This is a genomic window from Marinobacter lipolyticus SM19, assembly GCF_000397065.2.
Lineage (GTDB): Bacteria > Pseudomonadota > Gammaproteobacteria > Pseudomonadales > Oleiphilaceae > Marinobacter > Marinobacter lipolyticus.
In genome coordinates this window covers 797,048-819,957 of record NZ_KE007306.1, presented here as the reverse complement: position 1 = coordinate 819,957, position 22,910 = coordinate 797,048, and the positions used below count along the sequence as shown (strand labels likewise).

General features: G+C 57.2%; 22 protein-coding genes. 12 read left to right on the top strand and 10 right to left on the bottom strand.

Translation table 11 applies throughout. The features are described from left to right. Window positions 1-57 precede the first annotated feature (57 nt). The 4 genes from MARLIPOL_RS03765 to MARLIPOL_RS03750 all read right to left on the bottom strand — a co-directional run bounded on the left by MARLIPOL_RS03765 (window position 58) and on the right by MARLIPOL_RS03750 (window position 4,938). Window positions 58-1,419 carry an MFS transporter gene (locus MARLIPOL_RS03765; protein ID WP_012136755.1) on the bottom strand — a complete coding sequence of 454 codons (1,362 nt, stop codon included), beginning with the start codon at window positions 1,417-1,419 and terminating at the stop codon, window positions 58-60. 90 nt (window positions 1,420-1,509) lie between these two features. After that, on the bottom strand, window positions 1,510-3,102 hold the full coding sequence (locus MARLIPOL_RS03760; RefSeq protein WP_012136754.1) for an MFS transporter: 1,593 nt from the start codon (window positions 3,100-3,102) through the stop codon (window positions 1,510-1,512). Between the two features lie 340 nt (window positions 3,103-3,442). Then, window positions 3,443-4,129 carry a PAQR family membrane homeostasis protein TrhA gene (gene trhA, locus MARLIPOL_RS03755; protein WP_012136753.1) on the bottom strand — a complete coding sequence of 229 codons (687 nt, stop codon included), beginning with the start codon at window positions 4,127-4,129 and terminating at the stop codon, window positions 3,443-3,445. A 107-nt stretch (window positions 4,130-4,236) separates the two neighbouring features. After that, window positions 4,237-4,938, bottom strand: a complete 702-nt coding sequence (locus MARLIPOL_RS03750; RefSeq protein ID WP_012136752.1) for a Crp/Fnr family transcriptional regulator — start codon at window positions 4,936-4,938, stop codon at window positions 4,237-4,239. Between the two features lie 179 nt (window positions 4,939-5,117). Here MARLIPOL_RS03750 and MARLIPOL_RS03745 point away from each other — a divergent pair, with 179 nt between their 5' ends. Continuing rightward, the gene (locus MARLIPOL_RS03745) at window positions 5,118-6,038 is read left to right on the top strand and encodes an AEC family transporter (protein WP_012136751.1); all 921 of its coding nucleotides are present in this window, start codon (window positions 5,118-5,120) and stop codon (window positions 6,036-6,038) included. Here the strand turns inward: MARLIPOL_RS03745 and MARLIPOL_RS03740 are convergent. The 5 genes from MARLIPOL_RS03740 to MARLIPOL_RS03720 all read right to left on the bottom strand — a co-directional run bounded on the left by MARLIPOL_RS03740 (window position 6,004) and on the right by MARLIPOL_RS03720 (window position 10,311). After that, on the bottom strand, window positions 6,004-6,669 hold the full coding sequence (locus tag MARLIPOL_RS03740) for a cation diffusion facilitator family transporter (protein WP_012136750.1): 666 nt from the start codon (window positions 6,667-6,669) through the stop codon (window positions 6,004-6,006). The genes MARLIPOL_RS03745 and MARLIPOL_RS03740 overlap by 35 nt on opposite strands. Before the next feature lie 80 nt (window positions 6,670-6,749). Then, a complete protein-coding gene (gene cadR / locus MARLIPOL_RS03735) occupies window positions 6,750-7,214 on the bottom strand; it encodes a Cd(II)/Pb(II)-responsive transcriptional regulator (RefSeq protein WP_012136749.1) in 465 nt (154 codons plus the stop codon). A gap of 26 nt (window positions 7,215-7,240) precedes the next feature. Then, entirely contained in the window at window positions 7,241-8,299 is a 1,059-nt protein-coding gene (locus MARLIPOL_RS03730) for a TPM domain-containing protein (protein ID WP_082446035.1), read from the bottom strand. 13 nt (window positions 8,300-8,312) lie between these two features. After that, window positions 8,313-9,659, bottom strand: a complete 1,347-nt coding sequence (locus MARLIPOL_RS03725) for an ATP-binding protein (RefSeq protein ID WP_012136746.1) — start codon at window positions 9,657-9,659, stop codon at window positions 8,313-8,315. Further along, window positions 9,646-10,311: a response regulator transcription factor gene (locus MARLIPOL_RS03720; RefSeq protein ID WP_012136745.1), complete on the bottom strand. Its 666-nt coding sequence runs from the start codon at window positions 10,309-10,311 to the stop codon at window positions 9,646-9,648. The genes MARLIPOL_RS03725 and MARLIPOL_RS03720 overlap by 14 nt, the downstream gene beginning before the upstream one ends. Before the next feature lie 154 nt (window positions 10,312-10,465). Here MARLIPOL_RS03720 and MARLIPOL_RS03715 point away from each other — a divergent pair, with 154 nt between their 5' ends. The 9 genes from MARLIPOL_RS03715 (at window position 10,466) to MARLIPOL_RS03675 (ending at window position 19,285) form a co-directional block, all read left to right on the top strand. Continuing rightward, window positions 10,466-11,062: a cupredoxin domain-containing protein gene (locus MARLIPOL_RS03715; RefSeq protein WP_012136744.1), complete on the top strand. Its 597-nt coding sequence runs from the start codon at window positions 10,466-10,468 to the stop codon at window positions 11,060-11,062. Next, entirely contained in the window at window positions 11,059-12,774 is a 1,716-nt protein-coding gene (locus MARLIPOL_RS03710; RefSeq protein ID WP_012136743.1) for a copper resistance system multicopper oxidase, read from the top strand. Before MARLIPOL_RS03715 ends, MARLIPOL_RS03710 begins: the two co-directional genes overlap by 4 nt. Then, on the top strand, window positions 12,771-13,514 hold the full coding sequence (locus MARLIPOL_RS03705) for a copper resistance protein B (RefSeq protein ID WP_012136742.1): 744 nt from the start codon (window positions 12,771-12,773) through the stop codon (window positions 13,512-13,514). The genes MARLIPOL_RS03710 and MARLIPOL_RS03705 overlap by 4 nt, the downstream gene beginning before the upstream one ends. 204 nt (window positions 13,515-13,718) lie before the next feature. Next, complete coding sequence (locus MARLIPOL_RS03700) at window positions 13,719-13,946, top strand: DUF805 domain-containing protein (protein WP_012136741.1); 228 nt, start codon at window positions 13,719-13,721, stop codon at window positions 13,944-13,946. Beyond that, window positions 13,939-15,903 carry a copper-transporting P-type ATPase gene (locus MARLIPOL_RS03695; protein ID WP_012136740.1) on the top strand — a complete coding sequence of 655 codons (1,965 nt, stop codon included), beginning with the start codon at window positions 13,939-13,941 and terminating at the stop codon, window positions 15,901-15,903. The genes MARLIPOL_RS03700 and MARLIPOL_RS03695 overlap by 8 nt, the downstream gene beginning before the upstream one ends. Window positions 15,904-15,961: 58 nt before the next feature. Further along, window positions 15,962-16,420, top strand: coding sequence for a hypothetical protein (locus MARLIPOL_RS03690; protein ID WP_012136739.1), 459 nt, complete (start codon window positions 15,962-15,964; stop codon window positions 16,418-16,420). A 212-nt stretch (window positions 16,421-16,632) separates the two neighbouring features. Next, window positions 16,633-17,154 carry a hypothetical protein gene (locus MARLIPOL_RS03685; RefSeq protein WP_012136738.1) on the top strand — a complete coding sequence of 174 codons (522 nt, stop codon included), beginning with the start codon at window positions 16,633-16,635 and terminating at the stop codon, window positions 17,152-17,154. Between the two features lie 78 nt (window positions 17,155-17,232). Further along, window positions 17,233-18,852, top strand: a complete 1,620-nt coding sequence (locus MARLIPOL_RS03680) for a BCCT family transporter (RefSeq protein WP_012136737.1) — start codon at window positions 17,233-17,235, stop codon at window positions 18,850-18,852. After that, window positions 18,824-19,285: a universal stress protein gene (locus tag MARLIPOL_RS03675; RefSeq protein ID WP_012136736.1), complete on the top strand. Its 462-nt coding sequence runs from the start codon at window positions 18,824-18,826 to the stop codon at window positions 19,283-19,285. The genes MARLIPOL_RS03680 and MARLIPOL_RS03675 overlap by 29 nt, the downstream gene beginning before the upstream one ends. Before the next feature lie 21 nt (window positions 19,286-19,306). On the opposite strand, the gene MARLIPOL_RS18230 is transcribed toward MARLIPOL_RS03675, so the two are convergent. Continuing rightward, the gene (locus MARLIPOL_RS18230) at window positions 19,307-19,456 is read right to left on the bottom strand and encodes an oxidoreductase FAD-binding domain-containing protein (RefSeq protein ID WP_012136735.1); all 150 of its coding nucleotides are present in this window, start codon (window positions 19,454-19,456) and stop codon (window positions 19,307-19,309) included. A gap of 175 nt (window positions 19,457-19,631) precedes the next feature. Between MARLIPOL_RS18230 and MARLIPOL_RS03670 the strand changes: the two genes are divergently transcribed. Together MARLIPOL_RS03670 and MARLIPOL_RS03665 are read left to right on the top strand one after the other, a co-directional pair. Then, window positions 19,632-21,320 carry an HAD family hydrolase gene (locus MARLIPOL_RS03670; protein WP_012136734.1) on the top strand — a complete coding sequence of 563 codons (1,689 nt, stop codon included), beginning with the start codon at window positions 19,632-19,634 and terminating at the stop codon, window positions 21,318-21,320. Between the two features lie 138 nt (window positions 21,321-21,458). Then, window positions 21,459-22,895: a carbohydrate porin gene (locus tag MARLIPOL_RS03665; protein ID WP_012136733.1), complete on the top strand. Its 1,437-nt coding sequence runs from the start codon at window positions 21,459-21,461 to the stop codon at window positions 22,893-22,895. The last annotated feature ends 15 nt before the right edge of the window (window positions 22,896-22,910 follow it).

Here is a 22,910-nt window from a genome sequence, read left to right as displayed (position 1 = left end):
CATTATATAGAAAAAAGCCCCCGACTAGCGGGGGCGAAGATAGCGCAAGTGAGGCCGTTACTTCAGCGGCGCGTGGCCGTTTGCGGTATGGGAATCCTGTCTGACCGGCCGGTTGAGCGGGTAAAACAGTTGTGGCGAGGCCAGCTCCGGCAGATCGGTTTTGGTCTCATGGGCCGCCCACTCCACACGCTCGGCAGAACGGATGGCGTAGTGCATCCAGGCCAGCGCTGCCGCCACGATCACGAACATCAGCATGAAGCTGCTTTGCCATACCCCGGTGATGTCATTGAGGATGCCGAAGGTCAGAGGCAGAAGGAAACCGCCAAGACCGCCAATCATCCCGACAACGCCTCCAACTGCGCCGACATGACCGGGGTAGTAGACCGGAATATGCTTGTAAACAGCGGCCTTGCCCAGTGACATGAAGAAGCCAAGTATGAAGATGAGTGCTACAAACGGCACCAGACTGATCTCCAGGAAGAAGCGAATGTCGCCGTTTATTCCCTGGACCACGTATTCGGTTGGCGGATAGCTGAGCAGGAACGTGCACACCACAGACGCCATAAATGTCCAGTACATGACGCGACGGGCACCGAAGTGATCCGACATCCAGCCGCCAAGGATGCGGAACAGTGACGCAGGAATCGTATAGAGCGCGGCGATCATTCCGGCAGTTTTCACATTCAGGCCGTACACCCCGATCAGGTAGTGAGGCAGCCAGAGAGCCAGGGCTACAAAGGCCCCGAACACGAAGAAGTAGTAGAGCGCGAAGCGCCACACCCGCAGCTCTTTCAGGGGCTTCATCTGCTCCAGGAAGGATCGGGATTGACTTTGGGCGCGCTCGGCGGCGAGGGGATCTTCCTTGGCCAGGATGATGAACAGTACGCCCATGATGGCAAGCACCGTGGCGTAAACCTGGGCTGTACCCTGCCAACCGAGAGCCACCAGCAGGAATGGCGCACCAAAGTTCGTGACCGCGGCGCCCACGTTACCGGCCCCGAAAATGCCCAGTGCTGTTCCCTGACGCTCCCGTTCAAACCAGGCTGCGGTGTAGGTTACGCCCACGATGAAAGAGCCGCCCGCCAGGCCCACTCCCAGGGCTCCAACCAGCAACATCAGATAACTGTTAGCGAAGGTCAGCAGATAGACGCACAGGGACGTCGTCAGCATCAACACACCAAACACCCAGCGGCCACCGTAGCGGTCCGTCCAGATTCCCAGGAACAGCCGGCTGATGGATCCGGTGAGGATAGGTGTGGCCATCAACAGGCCAAGTTGCGTATCCGACAGGCTAAAATCCTGGCTGATCTTGATGCCGATGATGGAAAAGATGGTCCAGACAGCGAAACACAGGGTGAAGGCAAATGTGGATATGCCAAGCGCCCGATTTTGCTCTGGTCTTGATGGGGTTGTGGCCATGACCTTTCCTCTTAAAAGTCGATAGACAATGTTGCAAAAGCCGGCTTTTTAGAGAGAGCCGGCCAAAGCTCTGAGTGTTCCCGTCGCTTGTTATGGGTTCTTGATGTAAGCCCCCTTGCGCAGGTAGAACCACCAGTTCACCAACAGGCACACGGCATAGAACACAGCGAATCCGTACATGGCTAATTCGGGGGTGCCAGCCTGGATTTCCTGGCCCATCACTCTTGGGGCAATGAACGCGCCATAAGCGGCAACAGCGGAAGTCCAGCCAAGCACCGGGCCTTTTTGCTGCTGGTCGAAAATCACGCCTATGCTGCGGAAGGTAGAGCCGTTGCCAATACCGCTGGCGGCGAACAGCACGATGAACAGAGTCAGGAACACCGGGAAGTAGGCGTTGGGATCGGTGGAGTTGTAGGCCAGCATCATCACATAGCCTGTTGCCACAGACGCCACCACCATGACCGCAGAGATGACCTGGGTGACGATGGAGCCGCCCATCTTATCGGAAATCCAGCCACCTACCGGGCGGATCAGGGCGCCCACGAACGGTCCCATCCAGGCCCAGGTCAGGGCGCTGGGGGCGTCTGGGTTGGTCACGCGGGTCACGGTGCCATCCGCAGCCACCTCCATCATGTTGCCGAAGATCACGCTGATGGACAGGGGCAGGGCAGCGGAGAAACCGATGAATGAACCGAAAGTGAGAATGTACAGCACGGTCATTGACCAGGTGTGCTTGTTGCTGAAAATGGCAAACTGTTTCTGGATGTTGGGCTTGATGTCACCCGGAATAAGCCGCAGGAGAACCAGTGTCAGGATAATGGTCAGCGGCAACGCCACCCACATGTTCAGGATGCCCAGCGCATAGACGCCGACCAGTGATGTGCCAAGGCCAACGCCGTAAAGACCGAGAATTTTACCGAATGCCGAAGCGGGCTTGCCGGGGCTCGGGGTAATGGTGCGCAGATTGTTCATGCCGAACCAGCCAGCGAGCGCCAGTGGGATCAGGAAGATTAACCAGATAAAGCCCGCATTCTGAATCCAGGTCTCGGTACCGGCTTCGATTCGCCCGATCAGGGTGCCGCTCGGACTTTGCAGTTCCATTGGTCCGCCTGCCACAGCGCCAAAAACGCCAACAGTCATCACCAGTGGAATCAGGATTTGCATGGTGGTGACGCCAAAGTTACCGAGCCCGGCATTCATGCCCAGTCCATACCCCTGTTTGCTCTTCGGAAAGAACGAACTGATGTTGCTCATGGAGCAGGCAAAATTACCGCCGCCAATGCCTGATAACAGCGCCAATGCCTGGAACACGATGAACGGTGTGTCCGGATTCATCAGAGCGATACCGGTGCCAAGGGCAGGGATCATCAACAGGGCCGTGGTCAGGAACACCGTATTCCGACCGCCGGCAATCTTGATCATGAAGGAGGCGGGAATCCGCAGGGTGGCGCCGGAAAGCCCCGCAATAGCAGTGAGAGTGAACAGTTGTTCGACCGTGAAAGGAAAGCCCAGATTTTTCATCTGGGTGGTGATCATCCCCCACATCAGCCAGACAGCGAAGCCGATCAGCAGGCTGGGGATGGAAATCCACAAATTGCGGGAGGCGACCTGCCTGCCCTCCTCCTCCCAGAATTCTTCATTCTCGACATCCCAGGTTGCGATGTCAGCGTTGGTTTTTGCCATGATAGCTGCTCCTTGAGTTGCAAACCCCTGGCCACGACAACGGCGGCAGTCAGGTAATGGGGCCATTTTGCAAACGGAAGGAGGGAGGGGATCGTGATAAATATCAAGGACAGGATCGACCACATGATCCTGGTGTTTTCGATTGATCAGAAGGTGGGAAAAGGCTCTTTATAATCTTTTAAAAACAATCTTTTATGGCGGTAATACACCCAATGGAGTAGTTGGTTTGACTTCCGGCGCAGTAGAGGTAGCCAATCATTTCCGGCGGTGAAGACTGCGACAACGCACGACAGCTTCCCTGCTGTCTGCGAGTTAACCTGGTGGTGATCGGGCAGCCAGATCAGGCTGCGTGGGGAAGCACGCCGTAGTAAATGGCGCTGAAATGCAGTGCGCTGCCGCCGACGACAAACAGGTGCCACACGGCATGCATATAAGGAACGCGGTCGGCCAGGTAGAAAATGACGCCCGCGGTATAAGCCACGCCACCGGCTATGGTCAGGTGCAGGGCCGTTTCACTCAGGTTGGCCACCAGATCTGATGAGGCAAAGGTGATTAGCCAGCCCATTGCTACGTAGATGCCCACTCTCGCCAGTTTGAAGCGGTTCTTGAAAATCACCTTGAGCACGACACCGGTGATGGCCAGGGACCAGATGATCGCGAACAGCGTCCAGCCGGTGGTGCCACGCATGTTAACCAGTAGAAACGGAGTGTAGGTACCCGCAATAAGGAGAAAGATGGCGCAGTGATCCAGTGTTTTGAACGCGGCTCGCCATTTCGGGTGACGGACACCGTGATACAGCGCTGAGGCCATATACAGCAAGATCAGCGACGCACCAAAAATGCTGAAGCTGACAACCTTCCAGACGTCTCCCATCTGGCTGGCGGCGACAATCAGTACCACGGTGCCGATAACGCTGAGAATCGCACCCAGTCCGTGAGTAGCGCTGTTCAGCCACTCCTCAATTCGGTGATGTATGGTCTGTACGGTTTCCGGGGTTTTCATTGCTTTGGGATCCAAGTCTGTCATGGCTGCTACCGTACTTCAGCGTACAGGTGTACGCAATGGCTAAAGTGTGATGGTTGTGTGAAGTCATTCAAAAGTGCCGGGCAATGCTTGGAAATTCTCCCCCGGGGCTATTTGTGTTCCGGTTTGAGTGCACTCTTGATCCGGGAAAACGTGGCCGGCACGACGCCCAGCCAGGAAGCCAGCTGATTATCAGGCACCCGTTTGACCAGTTCCGGGTATTCCTCCAGTAGCAGCAGGTATCGCTCCCGGGCAGACATGGTCTGCTTGCGGAATTCACGCATGCTGGTGAGCTCGGCGAGTTCTTCGGTCAGTGCCAGGGCAAAGCCATTCCATACGCCTTCCCCCTGTTTTTGCAGGGTTGAGCGGAAGGCTGTGAAATCTGCTACCCACAGGGTTGCCGGTGTTACGGAGGTCAGGCAAAGGGTATTACGGGCTGTCCGGCTGCGGCCGAATACTGGCCAGACCATGTCTCCCTCGGTGAAAAAATGGTGCACGGCGGTCTTGCCACTTGGCGATTCACGAAAGAGCCGCAGAATACCGTACTGGATCAGATACACGTGTTCCCAGGGGGCATCGTGCCGTTCCAGCGAGTGTTCCGTGTCCACCCTGCGTTGATGGAACAGGCGAGACAGGTCACTGAGGAACAGGTGCTCCGGCGATGTTGGATTGTTGCTCAGGTGTATGCCAAAAACCCGGCTGAGGCTGTTGACCAGTGCCTGCTGGGCTCCGGCCGCCTGCACATTGAGGATCTCCGGGTTGTTGTCGCTCAGATAGCAGGGAGCGGATGACAGAGATGAGCCGGTTTGCATTCTCGTTACCTGTAAGCTCTATTACGGTCAGTTATTCTGGAGTATTCCAGTAAATAAAACGCATGTTAAATGACTTGAATCATTAAGCATTATAGGCGGAATCAATAACACCGAAAGCGTAGAGGGAGTGATAGACTTTCCGGCTTGAACTCATCCTTCAGGTACTCTCCGGAGCTCCCATGGCAGCGGCCCTGGCCCTTTTCTACAAACTGCTTCCCCTCTACGTCACGGTTGCGCTCGGGTGGGTAGCGGGCCGGTATCTCGGGGCCAGCGGCAAGCACATTGCCGGGATTATGCTTTACATTGTCACCCCCTCGGTGGTGTTTTCCGGCGTGATGGCTGCGCCGCTCTCAGCGGAAGTCATCCTGCTGCCGTTCCTGACGTTTGGTTTGTGTTCGGTCATCGGGGTGGGGCACCTCTGGATCGCAAGGCGGTTAATTACCGATGGCAGTGCCAGTCTAATGCCCTTGTCCGTGGGGACAGGCAACACCGGTTACTTCGGCATTCCGGTGGCTCTGTTGCTGTTCGGGCAGGAGGGACTGGCGCTCTATATCGTGTGCATGCTCGGCACTACGCTGTTCGAGAATTCCGTGGGCTTCTATCTGGCCGCACGGGGCCGCTATGGCCTTAAAGATGCCCTGGTGAGGGTAGCCAGGCTGCCGTCGGTGTACGCGTTCCTGCTGGCGGTTGTGCTGAACTTGTCCGGCGTATCCATTCCCCAGGTTTTTATCCCCCTGTTTGATAACCTGCGGGGCACCTACAGCATCCTCGGTATGATGATCATCGGCATGGGCATCCTGAGTTTCCGCGGGCTGGCGGGTAATCTCCGGTTTACCGGACTGGCATTCCTGGGCAAGTTCGTAACCTGGCCAGTGGTGGCGCTGCTGTTCTGGTGGCTGGACGCCAACATTTTCGGGGTGTACAACCTGGCGGTCTACCAGGCCATTTTCCTTATTTCCATCACGCCAATCGCTGCCAACACGGTGGTGATTGCCACGCTACTGGATACCGCACCGAGACAGGCGGCGGGCACCGTGCTGCTCAGTACGCTGTTTGCGTTGGCATTTATTCCTGTGATGGTGGCGTTGGTTCTGCCGTAAATGTCCGGGAGGCCAGTGCGTTTTGGGCTCCCCGGATATCATCGCGGGCGTGGCGCACCACGCTGATGCCTGAGGTAATGGCCAGGCCGCCCATCACCGCTGCGACCGCCAGGTCCGGCCACGCGGTTCCAGTGCCGAAGACCCCCAGGGCTGCGACCATTACCGCCATATTGCCAATGGCATCGTTGCGGCTGCACAGCCATACCGAGCGCATGTCGGAATCACCTTCCCGGAACTTGAACAGCATGATGGCGACGCCCACATTGGCCACCAGTGCGAGTAAGCCGACGGCGCCCATGGTCAGGGGTTCCGGCGTAATGCCGCTTTGCATTACCCAGATCGCCCGGCCCAGCACGGCGATGCCGAACACCGTCATGGTTATGCCTTTCACCATGGCGGCGCGGCCGCGCCAGAGCATGCCCATGGAGAGCACGGACAGCGACAGCACGTAATTAGCGCTGTCGCCGAAGAAGTCGATGGCATCGGCCATCAGGGACACGGAACCTGACTGAAGGCTGGCAATGCCCTCCACCAGGAACATGGCCAGGTTAACCCACAGTGCAATCCACAAGGCTTTACGAAAGCCCGGAGCGGGAGATTTGGGTTCGGGAGCAGAGCAATTACACGCCATGAATACCTCCTGTTGTCAGAATGTATTCATTAAAAACCCTGTAGTAACTACAGAGTCAATGGATGGCTTGCGGAAAAACTTCAACGAGTTCCCGGGGTGTGGTGATGAGTGCCGGGAATATGGTTGTGGTTGCTGGCTGGCGGTTCCTCGTCAGCTTCTGAGGTCAGGCCACCGAGAATACCGCATTCACTGACCGTTCGGCCTTCCGAACAGGCTTTCTGCAGCCGTTCGAGGGTATCCTCCAGGCTGGCCAGCTCCCGCAGACGCTCGCGTACATGATTGAGGTGGCGGGCCAGCAGGGCGTCCACTTCGCTGCAGTCGGCGTCCGGCTGATCGGCCAGGCGGATCAGTTCGCGGATTTCATCCTGGGCCATGTCCAGATTGCGGCAGCGTCTGATGAAGAGCAGGCGGTCGAGGTGGCTTTGCCGGTATTGCCGATAACCGCTGGCCTGCCGATCGGGTTCTGGCACCAAACCGATCTTCTCGTAATAGCGGATGGTTTCTACCGGAATCCCGGTCGCCCTGGAGATTTCACCGATTTTCATGGCACGGGTCCTGGCGGATGATCGGGTTATTGTGGATAAGGGTAGCCATTGCGGTCAAACCGCAGATCCCTGAAGGCAAAACCATAGGGGCCCGAGTACCCCGGCACCAGGCGCCATTCGTTATTGCGTCCGAAACGGATGGCGTTGATCATTACGGTAAAATCCAGGCGCCACTGGTTGTCCTCCCGCAGAAAGAAATACGGTGGGCAGGTGCGGGCCTTGATGGGGTAGCGCAGAACGGCACGATTGTCCTGGTGGAACAGTTTTTCGGGCTGGCAGTTTCGGAGGCTTTTCGCCACGTTGTCCATCTGTGCCGGCGTCATTACCCGTTGGCCCAGCATTTCACGGGTTTGCTCTGAATAGATCGACAGCCGAGGATTGTTGTTGCGGTCTTCCATCGCCCGCCGGTAGCGATCCAGGACTTCCCGTGGAGACGCGCTCCCACCAATGGCCACGTTATCTTCCCTCCTGGCCGCCGTTCCCTCGCCAATTCTGGCGTCCACCCGCGCGCCACCCCCGCCGGAAGAGGCTGCCCAGCCCTCCGTGTCGAGACCCAGGCCGCTAGCCGCGTTGTTAGCCCGGGTGATGAGCATTTCCGTGGTGGCGAGGATGCCGTCTGCGACCCGGTCGGCGGCGAAAAATTCCGTCATCTGGTTATGTTCAACGTAGAAGACAAATGCGTCGGTATAGATAGGCTCCAGGGCGTAACTGACTTCCAGGCGAACCTGGTTGGCCTGGGCATCAATCACCAATAAAAGGCCGCGTGCGCTGTTGCTGGCCGCCCCAATGTTGCCGTCACGAAAGTAATTCACGGCAAACTGATTGATGTCGTCAATGCCCCTGGCGATCAGAATCCGGTAGTCGATATCGTGATCGGACAACAGGTAATCGTGGAAGCGGGCGATCCGGTCACGTTCGTCCGGACTCAGCAGATTGATGTGGTCTGTCACCCGCGGAACGGTCGCCAGTCGCTCGTTGCCCTGGTAGGCAATCGCTAGCACGACGGCTGCAAAGAGTCCCAGCATCACCAGTAATTGTATCCGTCCCGCCTGCCGGGCCTGGGGGAAGTGTCTCGAGGTATTCATAATAGGAGCTCCACTATTCTCCGGCCCGGGGCAGTTTCACAAGGGCAACCAGCCCCTGTGCTGGCGCAGAGGTGAACTGCAGGGTGCCACCATAACCAGCCAGAATATCCCTTACGATGGCCAGCCCCAAGCCATGCCCCGGTGTCTGCTCGTCCAGTCGCAACCCCCGCGTACCGAGTGTATCGAGTTTTTCTGGCGCGACTCCGGGGCCATCGTCACGGACTTCCAGCATCAACTGATTGTCTTCCCGGCTCAGGTTCAGGGAGATTTGGTGCGAGGCCCACTTGCCCGCATTATCCAGTAGATTGCCCAGAATCTCGTTCAGGTCATGCTCTTCGACAGGCCAGCGGGTTTCCGGTCCCAGTTCCGTTTCCAGTTCGAAATTTTTGTCGGGGTAGAGCCGGCCCAGCATCCATAGCAGGTCGCGGGCCTGGCTGACGGGTTGCGCGGCTTTGCCCGCCTGGGGGCCGGCGAACCGGCTGCGGCGCATTTCGCTCTCGAGCTGACGATCGATGTCGGACAGTCGTTGGGCCAGCTGTTGTCGCATGTCCGGGTCCAGAGCACGGGTGTCATCTTCCAGAACCTGGCGAATGGCGGACACCGGTGTTTTCACGCTGTGGGAGAGGTTGGCCAGGGCATCCCGGGAGCGGGTAAGCCTTTGGTCCAGGGTGTCCAGTAGCTGGTTCAACTGACTGATCAAAGGCTGGAACTCCGCAGGGGCGTCCACATCCAGTCGGTTGCTGGTGCCGGTTTGCAACGCTGTCAGGCCTTGTTGAAGACGGGAAACCGAGCGCAGGGACCAGCGGATAGCCAGCCATATCGCAAGTATCAGCAAGGTCAGAAGTATTGCGGACACGATGCCGGTCCAAAGATGCAACTCCTGCTGGCTCTGCTGCAGGTTGGTCAGATCCTCTGCCACCACGATGACGACCGGCTCTCCGTTCAGGGTCAGGGCTTTGCGGTAGGCTAGAAACTCGGCGCCGGATGCAGTGGGCTCCGGAGTGGTTCGGCGGACAAATCCGGTCTCCGTTTCCTTCAGCAAGGGTTCGAGAGCCCTCGACCATTGGGCCGGGGAGCTGTGAATCTGGCTGCCTGTGCGCAGGGCAAACGCATGGTGGAAAACTTCTTCAAAATAGTCGCCCTCGGCGATATCCCGGATTTCCTGCGGGCCGGACTGCCGCAACTGGTGCTCCAGGAATGACACTTCGTCCTGCAGCCGGTCTTCAACGAATCCGCGGGCCATGCGTTCCAGTAGCAAGCCATGAACGATCCAGGCTGCAATCATTAAAGCAATGGCGGCTGGCAGCAACAGGGTGAGCAGGCTTTTACGGATGGAGCGCCGGGGGTTAATCCATGGCATTGAAGATGTACCCCTGGCCCCGGCGGGTAGTGATGGCCTCGGCCCCAGTGATCTTTCTCAGCCGGCGGACATAGGCCTCAATGGTGTTATCGCTTGGGCTGTCGTTGAGGTTGTAAAGCTGCTCCAGCAACTGTTCCTTGGAGAACAGCTGGCCCGGGCGGCTCATCAGGCAACGCAGCAGACGGAACTCGGTTCCGGTCAGGGAGTGCTCCCGGCCGTCGGGTGTTTGCAGGCACTGGCGGTATTCATCCAGCTCGAAGCCGCCCGCAGCCAACTTCGCTTCAACCCGGCCTTCACTGCGACGAATCAGGGCATTCAGCCGTGCCAGCAGTTCCTCGGTCTGGAATGGCTTGGCAAGATAATCGTCCGCGCCAGCCTTGAGACCGTTCACCTTGTCCTGCCAGTCACCCCGGGCAGTCAGGATCAGCACCGGCATGGTCAGTTTGTCGGCGCGCCAGCTCTTGAGGACATCCAGCCCGCTGCCATCAGGTAGCCCCAGGTCCAGCACAACGGCCCGGTAGTCTTCCTGCTTCCCAAGACGTTCTGCCTGTTTTGCGGTACCAGTTTCGTCAACGGTAAAGCCCGAAGCGGTCAACTGCCGGTTCAGGCTTTCGGCGATGAGGGAATCGTCTTCCACCAGAAGCAATCGCATGAATATTCCTGTTTTTTGAAGTCGATTGAAGTGTAAGGCCCTTTGCTGAATGTAACCTGAAAAAGTGTTCATCGGAAAATTCAGCAAGAATTCAGATTACGAGGGCAAAGTAGGGCTCACATTTGAACGATTACTTTATTCCGTGGAGAAAACGATGAATCCGACACTCAAGATTGCAGCGCTTCCAGCCCTGGTTCTGGCATTTGCTTCAGGTGCCCATGCAGCCGGAAGTCACGGTGGTGGGCACCACGGCGGCAATGTCATAGGCGAGCCCGGCAATGCCGGTAACGTGTCCCGCACGGTTGAAGTGACCATGCGCGACAACTATTACGAGCCGGAGTCGATTCATGTGCAGCGGGGTGAAACCATCCGTTTCAAGGTGACAAATGAAGGCGGGTTGGTGCACGAGTTCAACATTGGCACCGCCGATATGCACGAGGCCCACCAGGACGAAATGCAGATGATGGTGGAACACGGCGTGCTCAAGGGCGATCACATTGACCACGAGATGATGAATATGGACATGGGCAATGGCCATTCCATGAAGCACGATGATCCCAACAGCGTATTGATGGAACCGGGGGAGTCCAGGGAGATCATCTGGAAATTCACCAACGCCACCGATCTTGAGTTTGCCTGCAACGTGCCTGGCCACTACCAGGCGGGCATGTACGGCGACATCAAGATTGATTCAACGGTTGCGGCCAAAGATGGCGCGGAAGGGGAATCTGACAGTGAGTCTGTGCAATGAATAAGGGTTTTCTTCTTACCATCCTCGCCGGGCTGCTGCCGTTGACGTTGTTGGCTGGCGAGTACGATATTTCCGTTGACCGGGTCCAGATTGATACCGGGGATTTCGTCAAGGAAGGTATTGGCTACAACGGTGCTTCCCCCGGGCCGGTATTGCGGTTTCAGGAAGGGGAAGAGGTGACCATCAATGTCACCAATAACCTGGACGAAATGACGTCTATCCACTGGCATGGCCTGATTCTGCCCTTTGAGCAGGATGGTGTGCCGGGTATCAGCTTCCCCGGCATCAAGCCGGGAGAAACTTTTACCTACAAGTTCCCTGTCGTCCAGAACGGTACCTACTGGTTCCATAGCCATTCCGGTTTCCAGGAGCCCAACGGTGCCTACGGTGCGATTGTTATTGAGCCCGAAGGTCGTGAGCCGTTCCGCTATGACCGGGAATATGTGGTGCAGCTTACCGACAAGCATCCCCACTCTGGTGACCGCATCATGCGTAACCTGAAAATGTCCGCGGATTACTACAATCGCCAACAGCAGACCGTAGGCGACTTCTTTTCCGAATCCGCTGAGAAAGGCTTTATGGTGACGCTGATGGACCGGATGATGTGGGGTGATATGCGCATGATGAAAGCGGATATCGAGGATGTGCAGGGCTTTACCGGGCTGATCAACGGCAAGGGCCCGGAACAGAACTGGCTCGGACTTTTCAAACCGGGTGAGCGGGTTCGCCTGCGCTTTATCAATTCCTCCGCCATGACCTATTTCGACATTCGTATTCCCGGGCTGGAAATGACGGTGGTGCAGGCCGATGGCAACAACGTGCAGCCAGTCAATGTGGATGAGTTCCGCATCGGCGTGGCGGAAACCTACGATGTAATCGTTCATATCAAGGATGAAGAAGCCTACACCATCTTCGCTGAATCCATGGGCCGCTCCGGCTATGCCCGTGGCACCCTTGCGCCGGAAGACGGCATGACAGCAGAGGTGCCGGAACTGAGACAGGCGCCGCTGCTGACTATGGCCGATATGGGCGGACACATGGATCATGGCGGGATGGATCATGGCGACATGAACGAAGACGACATGGCCGGCATGGACAGCGGTGATATGGCCATGGGCGCTGAAGTGGACCACGGCGCCATGGGGCATGGCAGCATGGACCACGGTGATGATGCCTCCCTTCCGGAAGATCCCTTCTATGCCAAGGGCAGCGGGCTGGTTCCCACTGCCAGCAATGGCGGCAAATTCCTGTCCTACTCGGACCTGAAAGCCCAGAAACCATTGTATGAAGACCGGGAACCCACCCGTGAAATTGAACTGCGCCTTACCGGCAATATGGAGCGCTACGAATGGAGCATCAATGGCACCAAATACGAGGATGCCGATCCAATTGTGCTGCAATACGGTGAGCGGGTCCGCTTCAAGTTTGTCAACGAGACCATGATGACCCACCCGATGCACCTGCACGGCATGTGGTCCATCCTCGAGGTGGGCGAAGGCAAGTGGAACCCCCTCAAACATGTGATCAGTGTGGCGCCGGCCACTACTGTTTACATGGAGACCGAAGTGGATGCACCCGGTGAATGGGCCTTTCATTGCCACCTCTCGTACCACGCGGCTTCCGGCATGTTCCGCAAGATTGTGGTTGAGGGTGGTCCGGACAGTACCGTGGCCGAAGGCAAGCTGAGCGGCAAACAGGGAGGTGAATCATGAGTCGGTTGACGGCATCCATGTGTGGCCTTGCCCTGACAGCGACAGCACTGGCTACTCCAGCCATCGCCCAGGAAGACGCCGGCAAGGAAACCCAGACTTCCAGGACCTTCTGGGGCGTGTCAGCCGAAAAGTTCGAGTACCGCTACAGTGATTCAGATGAGGAACTGGCGGTTATCGAGGGTGATGCATACTACGGCTCCGATGAACTCAAATTCCTCTGGTTGTTCGAGGGCGAATGGGAAGAAGCCCACAACGCCTGGGAAACCCTGGAGAACCAGTTCGTTGCCCAGACACCGGTGAGTGACTTCTGGGACGCCAAAGCAGGTATCCGTGTCGATACTCCGGAGGGGCCGGACCGGGTATTCGGGGTGCTCGGGTTGACCGGTCTGGCTCCTTACTGGTTTGAGGTGGATACCAATCTATACGTCAGTGATGAGGGCGATGCGTCAGTGGACTTTGAGGCGGAGTACGAATTGCTGATTACCAATTACTGGATTGTCTCGGCTACCTTCGAAACCCTGGTGGCCTTCTCCGAGGACAAAGAGATTGGTGTCGGGCAAGGGCTGAACTCCACCGAGGTGGGAGTACGTCTGAGCTATGACCTCATCGATCGCGCCTTCTCCCCGTATGTTGGCGTTGTTCACGAGCGCAAATACAGTGATACGGCGGACCTGGCCAGGGACGCCGGTGGCAGTACCGAGGACTGGTTTGCCGTGGTCGGCGCCAGAATCTCCTTCTGACCTTTCGTTGACGGGCCCTGGGTGTCTCCCTGGGCCCGTGATTGCTCTTTGATTTGAAGCGAGTCAACAGAAACATACGCTGGACTACACTTAGGTTCTGGGGCTCATTCTGACGGCACTTTTCGATCTTTCCCGGATTGCCGCGCTGGGCTGTGTCCGGGCCCATCACCACTGAAGTTTCACCTCGGAACGGAGACTCATACCATGATGGGAAATAACATGTTTGGTAACACCATGTGGGCAGGGCACTGGCTGTGGATGCTGGTGATCGCCATCGTCGTTGTCATTCCGGCCTGGCGCATATGCCAGCGTACCGGGTATCCAGGCTGGATGGGCCTCCTGATACTGATTCCGGTCATTAATCTATTTCTACTCTACTTTATTGCTTTTACGGATTGGCCGGCAGACAAAACCGGATACCGTAATGGCTGAGCATATACACGCCCACCACCATGATCATCACGGCCACCAGAAACGGGAAGAACCGGTAGCACCTGGCACCATGTACACGTGCCCCATGCATCCGGAAATTCGACAGCAGGGCCCCGGGGATTGTCCTATCTGCGGTATGGCCCTGGAGCCAGAGGAAGTGAGCCTGGAAGAAGGGCCCTCCGAAGAGCTCAGGGATATGACCCGCCGATTCTGGATCGGACTGATTCTGACCTTGCCGGTACTGGTGCTCGAAATGGGTGGGCACCTGACCGGGCTTGATCACATTGTCGCGCGGCAAATGTCCAACTGGATTCAGTTGGTGCTGGCAACGCCGGTTGTCCTCTGGTGTGGCTGGCCCTTCTTTGTCCGGGGCTGGAAGTCCGTGGTCAGTCGTAACCTGAATATGTTCACACTGATTTCCATCGGTACCGGTGTGGCGTTGGTTTACAGCCTGGTGGCGACTCTGGCGCCGCAGGTTTTCCCGACGGCTTTCCGGCAGGATGATGGCTCGGTGGCGGTGTATTTCGAGGCCGCAGCCATCATTGTGGTGCTCGTGTTGCTGGGGCAGGTGCTGGAGCTGCGAGCGCGAGAGAAAACCTCCGGTGCCATCAAAGCCTTGCTTGATCTGGCTCCCGCGACGGCGCGGAAGCTGGACGATGAGAGCGGCGAGTCCGATGTGTCGCTGGACCAGGTGAAGGTTGGCGACCGCCTGCGGGTTCGCCCCGGGGACAAGGTGCCACTGGACGGCGAGGTGCTTGAAGGCAACTCCAATGTGGATGAGTCCATGGTGACCGGCGAGCCCCTGGCGGTTAGTAAAAAATCTGGCGACCAGGTGATTGGTGGCAGCATCAATCAGCAGGGTAGCTTTATCATGCGGGCCGATAAGGTTGGCCGGGATACCATGCTGTCCCAGATTGTGCAGATGGTGGCCAGTGCCCAGCGCAGTGTGCTGATCCGCGATGCGGAAGCTCTGGAGCGGATGGAGAAGGTGGACACGGTCGTGGTGGACAAAACCGGCACACTGACCGAAGGCAAGCCCCAGGTAACACAGTTGGTTACCGCCGAGGGGTTCAGTGAGGAGGATCTGATGCGATTTGCCGGCGGCCTGGAAAAAGGCAGTGAGCATCCGCTGGCCCACGCCATTCTCGACAAGGCCAAAACGATGGACTTGCAACTGCCGGACGCCGAAGGCTTCGATTCCCCGAACGGCAAAGGTGTGACGGGCAAGATTGAGGGGCAGCAGGTACTGATTGGCAATCGTTTGCTGATGGAAGCCGAAGGCGTCGAAACCTCGGATTTTGAATCTGAGGCCGACCAGCTCAGAAGGGATGGGGCCACCGTTATTTTTGCAGCCTTCGACGGCAAAGTGGCCGGCTTGCTCGCCATCGCCGACCCGGTGAAGGAAACCACCGAAGCTGCCATTTCAGCCCTGCAGAAAGATGGCATCCGGGTAGTGATGCTGACCGGTGACAACCGCACCTCGGCCGAGGCGGTTGCCCGCAAGCTTCATATCGATGAAGTTGAGGCGGAAGTCCTGCCGGAAGACAAGGGCAAGATTGTTCAACGCCTGAAAGACGAGGGTCGTATTGTGGTCATGGCCGGCGACGGCGTGAATGATGCGCCCGCCCTGGCGACCGCCGATGTGGGAGTGGCCATGGGTACCGGCACTGATGTGGCCATCGAAAGCGCCGGTATCACCCTGTTGCGAGGCGATCTGATGGGGATTGTGGAAGCACGGCGGTTGTCGCTCGGGACCATGCGCAATATCCGGCAGAACCTGTTTTTTGCCTTTGTATACAACTCTGCCGGCGTTCCCATTGCAGCGGGTGTCCTGTATCCGTTTTTCGGCATACTGCTGTCTCCTATTTTTGCGGCGGCCGCCATGTCCCTTTCCTCGGTCAGCGTGATTGTGAATGCGCTGAGATTGAGGGTGATCAAACTCGGGGATAACAACTAGACTTCTATATTGAAGCCGGTGTTCATACACCGTGGGCGCGGAAAGAGGAAATGACAGTATGGAGATCAAGACATTCGGTGAACTGATCGACTGGACCCGGGACTTGCACCAGCATCTTGCGCGGTGTCTTGGACATTGCGCAACACTGCATGAGGAGGAGAGGGCGAGAGCTTTGCTTGATTACCTCGCCTCCCACGAAGCTGAGCTGGCCCAGATTGTCACAGAGTTCGAGAATCAGGGAGATGCAAAGGCCATGGACACCAGGGTTTACGACTACCTCTCACACAACCCTGTCAAAACCCACAGAACCTGCGAAAAGCCATACGAGAAACTTGATTTTGAATGCATCTGCCATGAGGTTTTCGACTTTCATGATCAGATTATCGATCTCTATAAAACATTGATTGGAATAGCCGTGATTCCCGAAGCAAAAGAGCTGTTGGAGTCGCTCTTAACCATGGAGAAAAACGAATCCATGCGTCTGGCCCATCAGATTGGCCGGATGGAAGATCTCTGACGGCCTGTTTGCTCTCCTGGCTATTCTTACATGGGAGCAGTGGCGCTCGTGGTCACCGCAATACCCAGGAGCACCTTGTTGCGCTGCTCCATGATTCAGATCAAGAGGCGTTGATTTAACCTCGCTGCAAGATCACTTTTCAGCCTGAATTCAGTTTCATGAACTTTACTGAGAGTAACGCAGACATTTATTCGAATGTTGAGGAGGATCTCATGAACAGATTTACGCTTTTGGTGGCGTGCTCCGTTCTGATGGCTGCGCCTGCTTTGGTGCTTGCACAGAGCAATACCGGGCAGATGCCCCGCGGTGGCATGATGAACCAGGAACAGATGCAGCAGATGCAGAAAAACATGTCGCAAATGCAGGGGATGATGCAGCAAATGCCCAATGCAGGCTCACCGGAAGAGCGTCAGCGGCTGCTGCAACAGCACATGGAATCCATGCAGGATCACATGGGTATGATGCGCGGTGGCATGATGGGGCCGGGCATAATGGGTCAGGGCATGATGAATAACCAGGGCATGATGGGTAACGGCCAGGGCATGATGAACAATCAGGGCATGATGGGTAATAACCAGGGCAAAAAGCAGCCTGGTAACGCCCCGGGCAAAGGCTCTGTTGGTGCAGGGATGGGTTATGAGGAACGTATGAACATGATGGAGAATCGCATGAACCAGATGCAGCTTATGATGGAGCAGATGCTGGAGCATCAGCGGCAACTGAACCGGAATTGATCTCCGTCCCGCACCCCCTCGGCGCATGTGGTAGCGTAGGGTCTTTCGTGGATCGTTCCTGAAGAAACGGAGGCGCGTGTGCTGGAACGGCTGCAACGCCGATTGGGGCTGCAGACCATACCCGGGGTGTTTTTCACCTCTGCCGGGGTGGCAACGCTGTTTGTTGCTCTGGCTGTCCCTTTTGACCAGACCGTCGCTGACAGTTTTGGCCTGCTCACGGGTTGGGTGGCTCGAAACCTGGGCTGGTTCTACATTCTTGCGGTTACCTCTCTATTGGTGTTTCTGCTTGGCCTGGCAGTCAGCCGCTATGGCGCCATTCGTCTGGGATCCGATGACAGCCGCCCTGATTATTCCAACCTGACCTGGTTCACCATGTTGTTTGCCGCCGGCATTGGAACCATCCTGATGTTCTGGGGGGTGGCGGAACCAATTTCCCACTTCGCCAACCCACCTTTTGAGGGGGTGCGGCCGGGGTCGGAAAGGGCTGCCAGCGACGCCATGACAGTGGCGCTATACCATTTCGGCCTGCACACCTGGACCATCTTTGCCCTGCCAGGGCTGGCCATCGGTTACTTTGCCTACCGGCACAACCTGCCCATGCGTATTAGCAGTCTGTTTTATCCAATTCTCGGGGATAGGGCGTTCGGGCCCTGGGGCTGGGCAGTCGACGTGATTGCCGTCCTGGGAACCCTGTTTGGCGTGGCTACCTCATTGGGCCTGGGGACGCTGCAGTTGAACAGCGGCCTGAACTTTCTGTTCGGTGTACCTTCCACCGGTGTGATTCAGGTGATTCTGATCACAATCATTACCAGTATCGCCGCTACCTCGGTTGCCCTTGGTCTGGACAAGGGCGTGCGTCGGCTATCGCAGCTCAACATCATACTGGCCATGGCGTTGCTCGCATTTGTGCTCTCCGTTGGCCCCACCGTGTTTATTGCCGAAGGTCTGGTTCAGAGTGTGGGCGACTATTTCGACGCGTTGCCCTGGCTGGCGTTCTGGACCGAAACTTTCAGGGAATCCGACTGGCAGCGGCAGTGGACCCTGTTCTACTGGGCCTGGACCATTTCATGGGCTCCTTATGTGGGGATCTTCATCGCCCGGATTTCCCGGGGGCGCACCATCCGTGAGTTCGTTGCGGGAGTTCTGTTTGCGCCCACGGCGTTCACTCTGGTGTGGTTCGGGGTCTTCGGGTTATCTGCTATCCAGGTCGAGATGAATGGACAGGTAGCCCTGGCCGAACAGGTTCAGCAGGACCCCTCCGTGGCGATCTTTGCTTTTCTGGAAGCCTTCCCGCTGGCTGAAGTGGCGTCGGCCCTGAGTGTGGTCATCATCGTCATCTTCTTTACCACTTCTTCGGATTCGGCCTCCCTGGTGATCGATATGTTGACCCGTCGGGAAGATCAGCCTTCGCTCGTGCGCCAGCGGATTTTCTGGGCCGCAGCCCAGGGGGTTATCGCAGCTACTTTGCTGTTAGCGGGTGGGCTGGATGCGCTGCAGAATGTCATTACCTCCCTGGGTCTGCCCTTCTGTATTTTGCTGATTTTCATGGCGGTCGCACTTTTCCGGGCACTCAGGGCGGACTATCGGGGATACAGCATGAACGAACTGGTTCAGGGAAGAGCCTTCCCGGAGGTGGAAGCCATCTCCGAAACGACACAGGAGAGCGATTATGTATCAGAAACTGTTGATCGCCATTGATCCGGAAGACGACGGTGAGGGCAAGCGGGCCCTGGAAGCGTCCATGGATCTGCTAGCCGAGGATGGTGAGCTCCACCTTGCCAGTGTTTTCAGTCCCGGTGGTGGCGGGTTCTTCCCTCATGTAGCGGAACAGGCGCCAGAAGAGAAAGAAGCAAAAGTCAGGGAAACGCTGGATCTCCTCGTGCGCAAGTATCTGCCTTTGAACCGCAATGCGACCCTGCATGTGGTGGCAGGCAACGCCGGTGAGAGGCTGGTGGGCCTTGCGGGCCAGCTTTGTGCCGATCTTATGCTACTGGTATCCCGTGGCAGCAGTGGGCACTGGCCTCTGCGCCGGGCGACTGTGGAGTATGTTTCGGTGAATGCACCGTGCCCGGTACTGGTGTTGCCAGCACTGGGAAAAACCGAGCCGGAGGCAAGTGAAGACAGCGATTAGAAGAGCGAATGGTGTCCGAGGTTATTGTTCCACGAACGTGCGTTCAATGACGTAGTCGCCAGGCTCCCCTTGATGGCGCGAGGCTTTGAACCCAAGACTGTCGAGCATGGCGGACAGGTCTTTCAGCATGGCCGCGCTTCCGGAAAGCATGACCCGGTCAGTGTCCGTCATAGGGTATTCCTCCGTACGTCCATTGTAGTTGATGTCAGGGTGAGTATGTGGCCATCGACGCCATGGCCGTGGTAACGAGCAGGGTGCTGAGCAACAGTTCTTTGTAGTCCGGATGGAAATGGTTTTTACTGAAAGCAGACTCTTAAAAAACGCCCGACACCACGGGGGATTGTTGATGGCCCGATTCAGTGACGATATCCAACCTCCATCCATATTGATCTTTGACTGGCACGGCACCCTGGTCGATACCCACGATGCCATGTTCAGCGCTATGGAGGAGATGCTGCCGCAACTGGAGGACCTGGGGCTGGTGGAGCGGCTGTTGCCGGAAGATAAATGCCGCACCGCTGACGACGCCCGCCTGGTGCGCTATATCCGCATTTTTCGCAGGTTGCATCCGCGGATACTGGCGGAACGGCGGGTGTCGCGAACCGATATCTTCAACGCCATCTTCGGTGACGATAAGGACGCCAAACTGATCGCCCACAAGGCTTATAATGCCTGTTACCGCAAGTACTTCGGCAGGGTAAAGCCCTTCCAGCCTGGCGCCTATGACTATCTCACCGCCCTGAAGGAAATGGGCATACGCCTGGCAGTGTCCACCAACCGCAACCGGGAGTTTCTCGACCAAGAACTGAAAACCGTGGACGAGGGCCGCTGGCAGGATCTGTTTGACGTAACCGTGTGTGCCGATGATGTCACCGAATACAAGCCGGACCCGGAAGTCATTCTCAGGGCTCTGGAAAAGGCCGGGTTACCGGCGGATCAGCGAGCCTGGTATGTGGGTGACAGTTATGTGGACATGCTGACCGCCCATAAAGCAGGGGTGGCTGGAGTGTTCTATAACGGCGCATGCTGGGAAGCCGGCCGCATCGACAGCTGGTTCTCCCACCGCGATGCGCCGGTTGCGATTCTCGACAGTTTCGAGGATCTGGTAGACCTGCTGGCATTGTTGGAGCGGAGGTTTCCGGACTCATTCAGTTGTTCCCCCGCAGAAGTTCGGCCTCGACCGTTTCCGCCACCCGAGCGACCGGCGCCGCGAATTGAGCCGGACTGGCACCCGGCGGTCGTTCGACTGATTCGTCCCTCGGTGGTGCTGTTCGACTGGCACGCGACCCTGGTGGATACCCTGGACGCGATGTACCACGCCGTGGACGATATGCTGCCGGACTTTCACAAGCTTGAGTTGATGGATCGGATGGTCGCTCCAGAGGACAGCAAGACGCCGGAGGACGTCAAGCTCGTGGCCTATGTCCGGGAGTTTGCGAGGTTACATCCCAAGGTGAAGGCGGACCGGAAGATTTCCCGTACCGATATCTTCGAGGTGCTGTTTGGTGAGGATCACGATGCCAAGCAGATTGCTCACCGGGTCTTCAACCATCACTACCGGAAGCACTATGGCACGGTAAAGGCTTTTGAACCGAAGGTGCGGGATGTGCTGGAAGGGTTGCGTCGTCTGGATATCCAGGTGGGTGTGATTACCAACCGGGACCGGGAGTTCTTCGAGCACGAACTGGCGGCGGTGGAGGATACCGGCTGGACGGAGCTGTTTGAAGTGGACGTTTGCGGCGATGATACGCCGCTGCGCAAGCCCCATCCTGACCAGTTATTGCTGGCGGTGCAGAAACTGGATTATCCTCCCGATCCCAGCGTCTGGTATGTCGGGGACAGCACCACGGATGTGATCGCAGCCAAACGGGCAGGCATGACCTCCGTATTCTTTAACGGGGCGCAGTGGGATCAACCCTGGCTTAACAAAATCTTTCCCGGAACCCATAAACATCCCGACAAACCCGATGTGGTGGTGAATGATTTCTCCGAATTCTGGGCACTGATGCTGGCGTGTGAAATAGGACCGCCGTGAGAACAGTTGGGCTGTTGCGTCAGGACGTTAACATTGCCATTGGGAAACTTGGTCACATCGGCCTTTTCGTTTGATCCTTTCCCTTTCCGGGTAGTGCCTTAGGCTCACGTTGTTAATAAAAAAAAACAAGGAGTCATCATGAAAACCCGTAATTCGTCTGGTATTGCTTGGACAGAAAACGTCAGGGCCGACCGCCGATTAATGGTCGCCGCCGGTGTGGCTATTCTGGGATTGCTTGCCGGCCAGGCTTCCGCACAGGAAAGCGTGGAAGAGCGCCTGTCTGCCCTGGAACAACAATTGGCGGAGGTTGAGCCCCATGCCCGGGGTGACCAGGGCTTTTCCTTCAACACCTACGCCCGCTCCGGACTGCTGCTCAACAGCGATGGCAAAAGTGCCCCTGGCGGCCCGTACCTGACCCCCGCAGGATCTGTCGGCGGTGCCGTGGGCCGGCTGGGGAACGAACCCGATACCTATCTGGAAGCTATCCTTAACTACAAGAGCGTGGCGGACAACGGCACCAAGACTCACTACCGCCTGATGATTGCCGATTCCACTACCTCCAGCAACGACTGGACCGCCGGCGACGGCGCCCTGAACGTGCGGCAGGCCTATGTCGAATTCAGTAACCTCATCAGCTTCACCGGCATTTTCGAGGATTCTTCCATCTGGGCCGGTAAGCGCTTCGACCGAGACCTTGGTTTCGACATCCACTGGATCGACAGCGACATCGTCTTCCTCGCGGGGACCGGTGCCGGTATCTACGACGTAGCTTTCAACGAGTCAGTGACGTCGAGTTTCTCTATCTACGGTCGTAGCTTCCTGGATTTTCCCTCCGATCCCGATACCACGGAAGGTACCTCTGAAACCGACAACCTGATTTTCACCGCCAATAACTATTTCGGCAACGTCCAGTGGCTGATCAACGGCATGTCCGCTGCCGATAACGATGAGCGTGTTGTCGGAGGCGTTATGGAAGTGGCCGACACCGGTGTGCAAGCCATGCTGGCCTACCACGGCGACAGTTTCTTCGGAGTCTCCGAAGGCAACTTCAAGGTGGCGCTGCTGCACGGCCAGGGCCTGGGTGCGGAGGTCAAGAACATCGGTGCCGATGGCGACCTGCATGAAGACGCGGCCAGCACCCGAATAGCCGCCTACGGTACTACCCGGCTGGCCGACAGTTGGCGGATTGCCCCGGCGATCCTGGCGGAAACCAGCAAGGACCGTTATGTGGAAGGAGACGAGTACCAGTGGCTCACCTTCAACACCCGCCTGGCCAACGAATTGGGAGCCAACTTTGAAATGCAGTACGAAGCCTCCTGGCAGGTGATGGACCTGAACCCGGAAGGCTACGAAGGGCGCGAGGGCGTGGACGGCGACTACGCCCGCGTCACCATTGCACCAACCTTCAAACCACAGGTTGGCGGTTTCTGGAACCGCCCGGAAATCCGTGTCTTCGCCAGTTACTCCACTTGGGATGATGAGCTCAATGGTTTCGATGGCGATGACGCCCTCGGCCAAGAAGATTTTGCCAGCAGCCAGTGGACCTTTGGTACCCAGATGGAAGTCTGGTTTTGATTCTGATAAACGTCT

Excerpts from the sequence above, each read along its gene's own strand:
- MARLIPOL_RS03745 (WP_012136751.1), top strand. The coding sequence starts at position 5,118 with ATGGCAGCGGCCCTGGCCCTTTTCTACAAACTGCTTCCCCTCTACGTC.
- MARLIPOL_RS03720 (WP_012136745.1), bottom strand. The coding sequence starts at position 10,311 with ATGCGATTGCTTCTGGTGGAAGACGATTCCCTCATCGCCGAAAGCCTG.
- trhA (WP_012136753.1), bottom strand. The coding sequence starts at position 4,129 with ATGACAGACTTGGATCCCAAAGCAATGAAAACCCCGGAAACCGTACAG.
- MARLIPOL_RS03710 (WP_012136743.1), top strand. The coding sequence starts at position 11,059 with ATGAATAAGGGTTTTCTTCTTACCATCCTCGCCGGGCTGCTGCCGTTG.
- MARLIPOL_RS03715 (WP_012136744.1), top strand. The coding sequence starts at position 10,466 with ATGAATCCGACACTCAAGATTGCAGCGCTTCCAGCCCTGGTTCTGGCA.
- MARLIPOL_RS03725 (WP_012136746.1), bottom strand. The coding sequence starts at position 9,659 with ATGCCATGGATTAACCCCCGGCGCTCCATCCGTAAAAGCCTGCTCACC.
- cadR (WP_012136749.1), bottom strand. The coding sequence starts at position 7,214 with ATGAAAATCGGTGAAATCTCCAGGGCGACCGGGATTCCGGTAGAAACC.
- MARLIPOL_RS03700 (WP_012136741.1), top strand. The coding sequence starts at position 13,719 with ATGATGGGAAATAACATGTTTGGTAACACCATGTGGGCAGGGCACTGG.
- MARLIPOL_RS03665 (WP_012136733.1), top strand. The coding sequence starts at position 21,459 with ATGAAAACCCGTAATTCGTCTGGTATTGCTTGGACAGAAAACGTCAGG.
- MARLIPOL_RS18230 (WP_012136735.1), bottom strand. The coding sequence starts at position 19,456 with ATGACGGACACTGACCGGGTCATGCTTTCCGGAAGCGCGGCCATGCTG.
- MARLIPOL_RS03740 (WP_012136750.1), bottom strand. The coding sequence starts at position 6,669 with ATGGCGTGTAATTGCTCTGCTCCCGAACCCAAATCTCCCGCTCCGGGC.
- MARLIPOL_RS03690 (WP_012136739.1), top strand. The coding sequence starts at position 15,962 with ATGGAGATCAAGACATTCGGTGAACTGATCGACTGGACCCGGGACTTG.
- MARLIPOL_RS03765 (WP_012136755.1), bottom strand. The coding sequence starts at position 1,419 with ATGGCCACAACCCCATCAAGACCAGAGCAAAATCGGGCGCTTGGCATA.
- MARLIPOL_RS03670 (WP_012136734.1), top strand. The coding sequence starts at position 19,632 with ATGGCCCGATTCAGTGACGATATCCAACCTCCATCCATATTGATCTTT.
- MARLIPOL_RS03705 (WP_012136742.1), top strand. The coding sequence starts at position 12,771 with ATGAGTCGGTTGACGGCATCCATGTGTGGCCTTGCCCTGACAGCGACA.
- MARLIPOL_RS03750 (WP_012136752.1), bottom strand. The coding sequence starts at position 4,938 with ATGCAAACCGGCTCATCTCTGTCATCCGCTCCCTGCTATCTGAGCGAC.
- MARLIPOL_RS03695 (WP_012136740.1), top strand. The coding sequence starts at position 13,939 with ATGGCTGAGCATATACACGCCCACCACCATGATCATCACGGCCACCAG.
- MARLIPOL_RS03730 (WP_082446035.1), bottom strand. The coding sequence starts at position 8,299 with ATGAATACCTCGAGACACTTCCCCCAGGCCCGGCAGGCGGGACGGATA.
- MARLIPOL_RS03760 (WP_012136754.1), bottom strand. The coding sequence starts at position 3,102 with ATGGCAAAAACCAACGCTGACATCGCAACCTGGGATGTCGAGAATGAA.
- MARLIPOL_RS03685 (WP_012136738.1), top strand. The coding sequence starts at position 16,633 with ATGAACAGATTTACGCTTTTGGTGGCGTGCTCCGTTCTGATGGCTGCG.
- MARLIPOL_RS03675 (WP_012136736.1), top strand. The coding sequence starts at position 18,824 with ATGTATCAGAAACTGTTGATCGCCATTGATCCGGAAGACGACGGTGAG.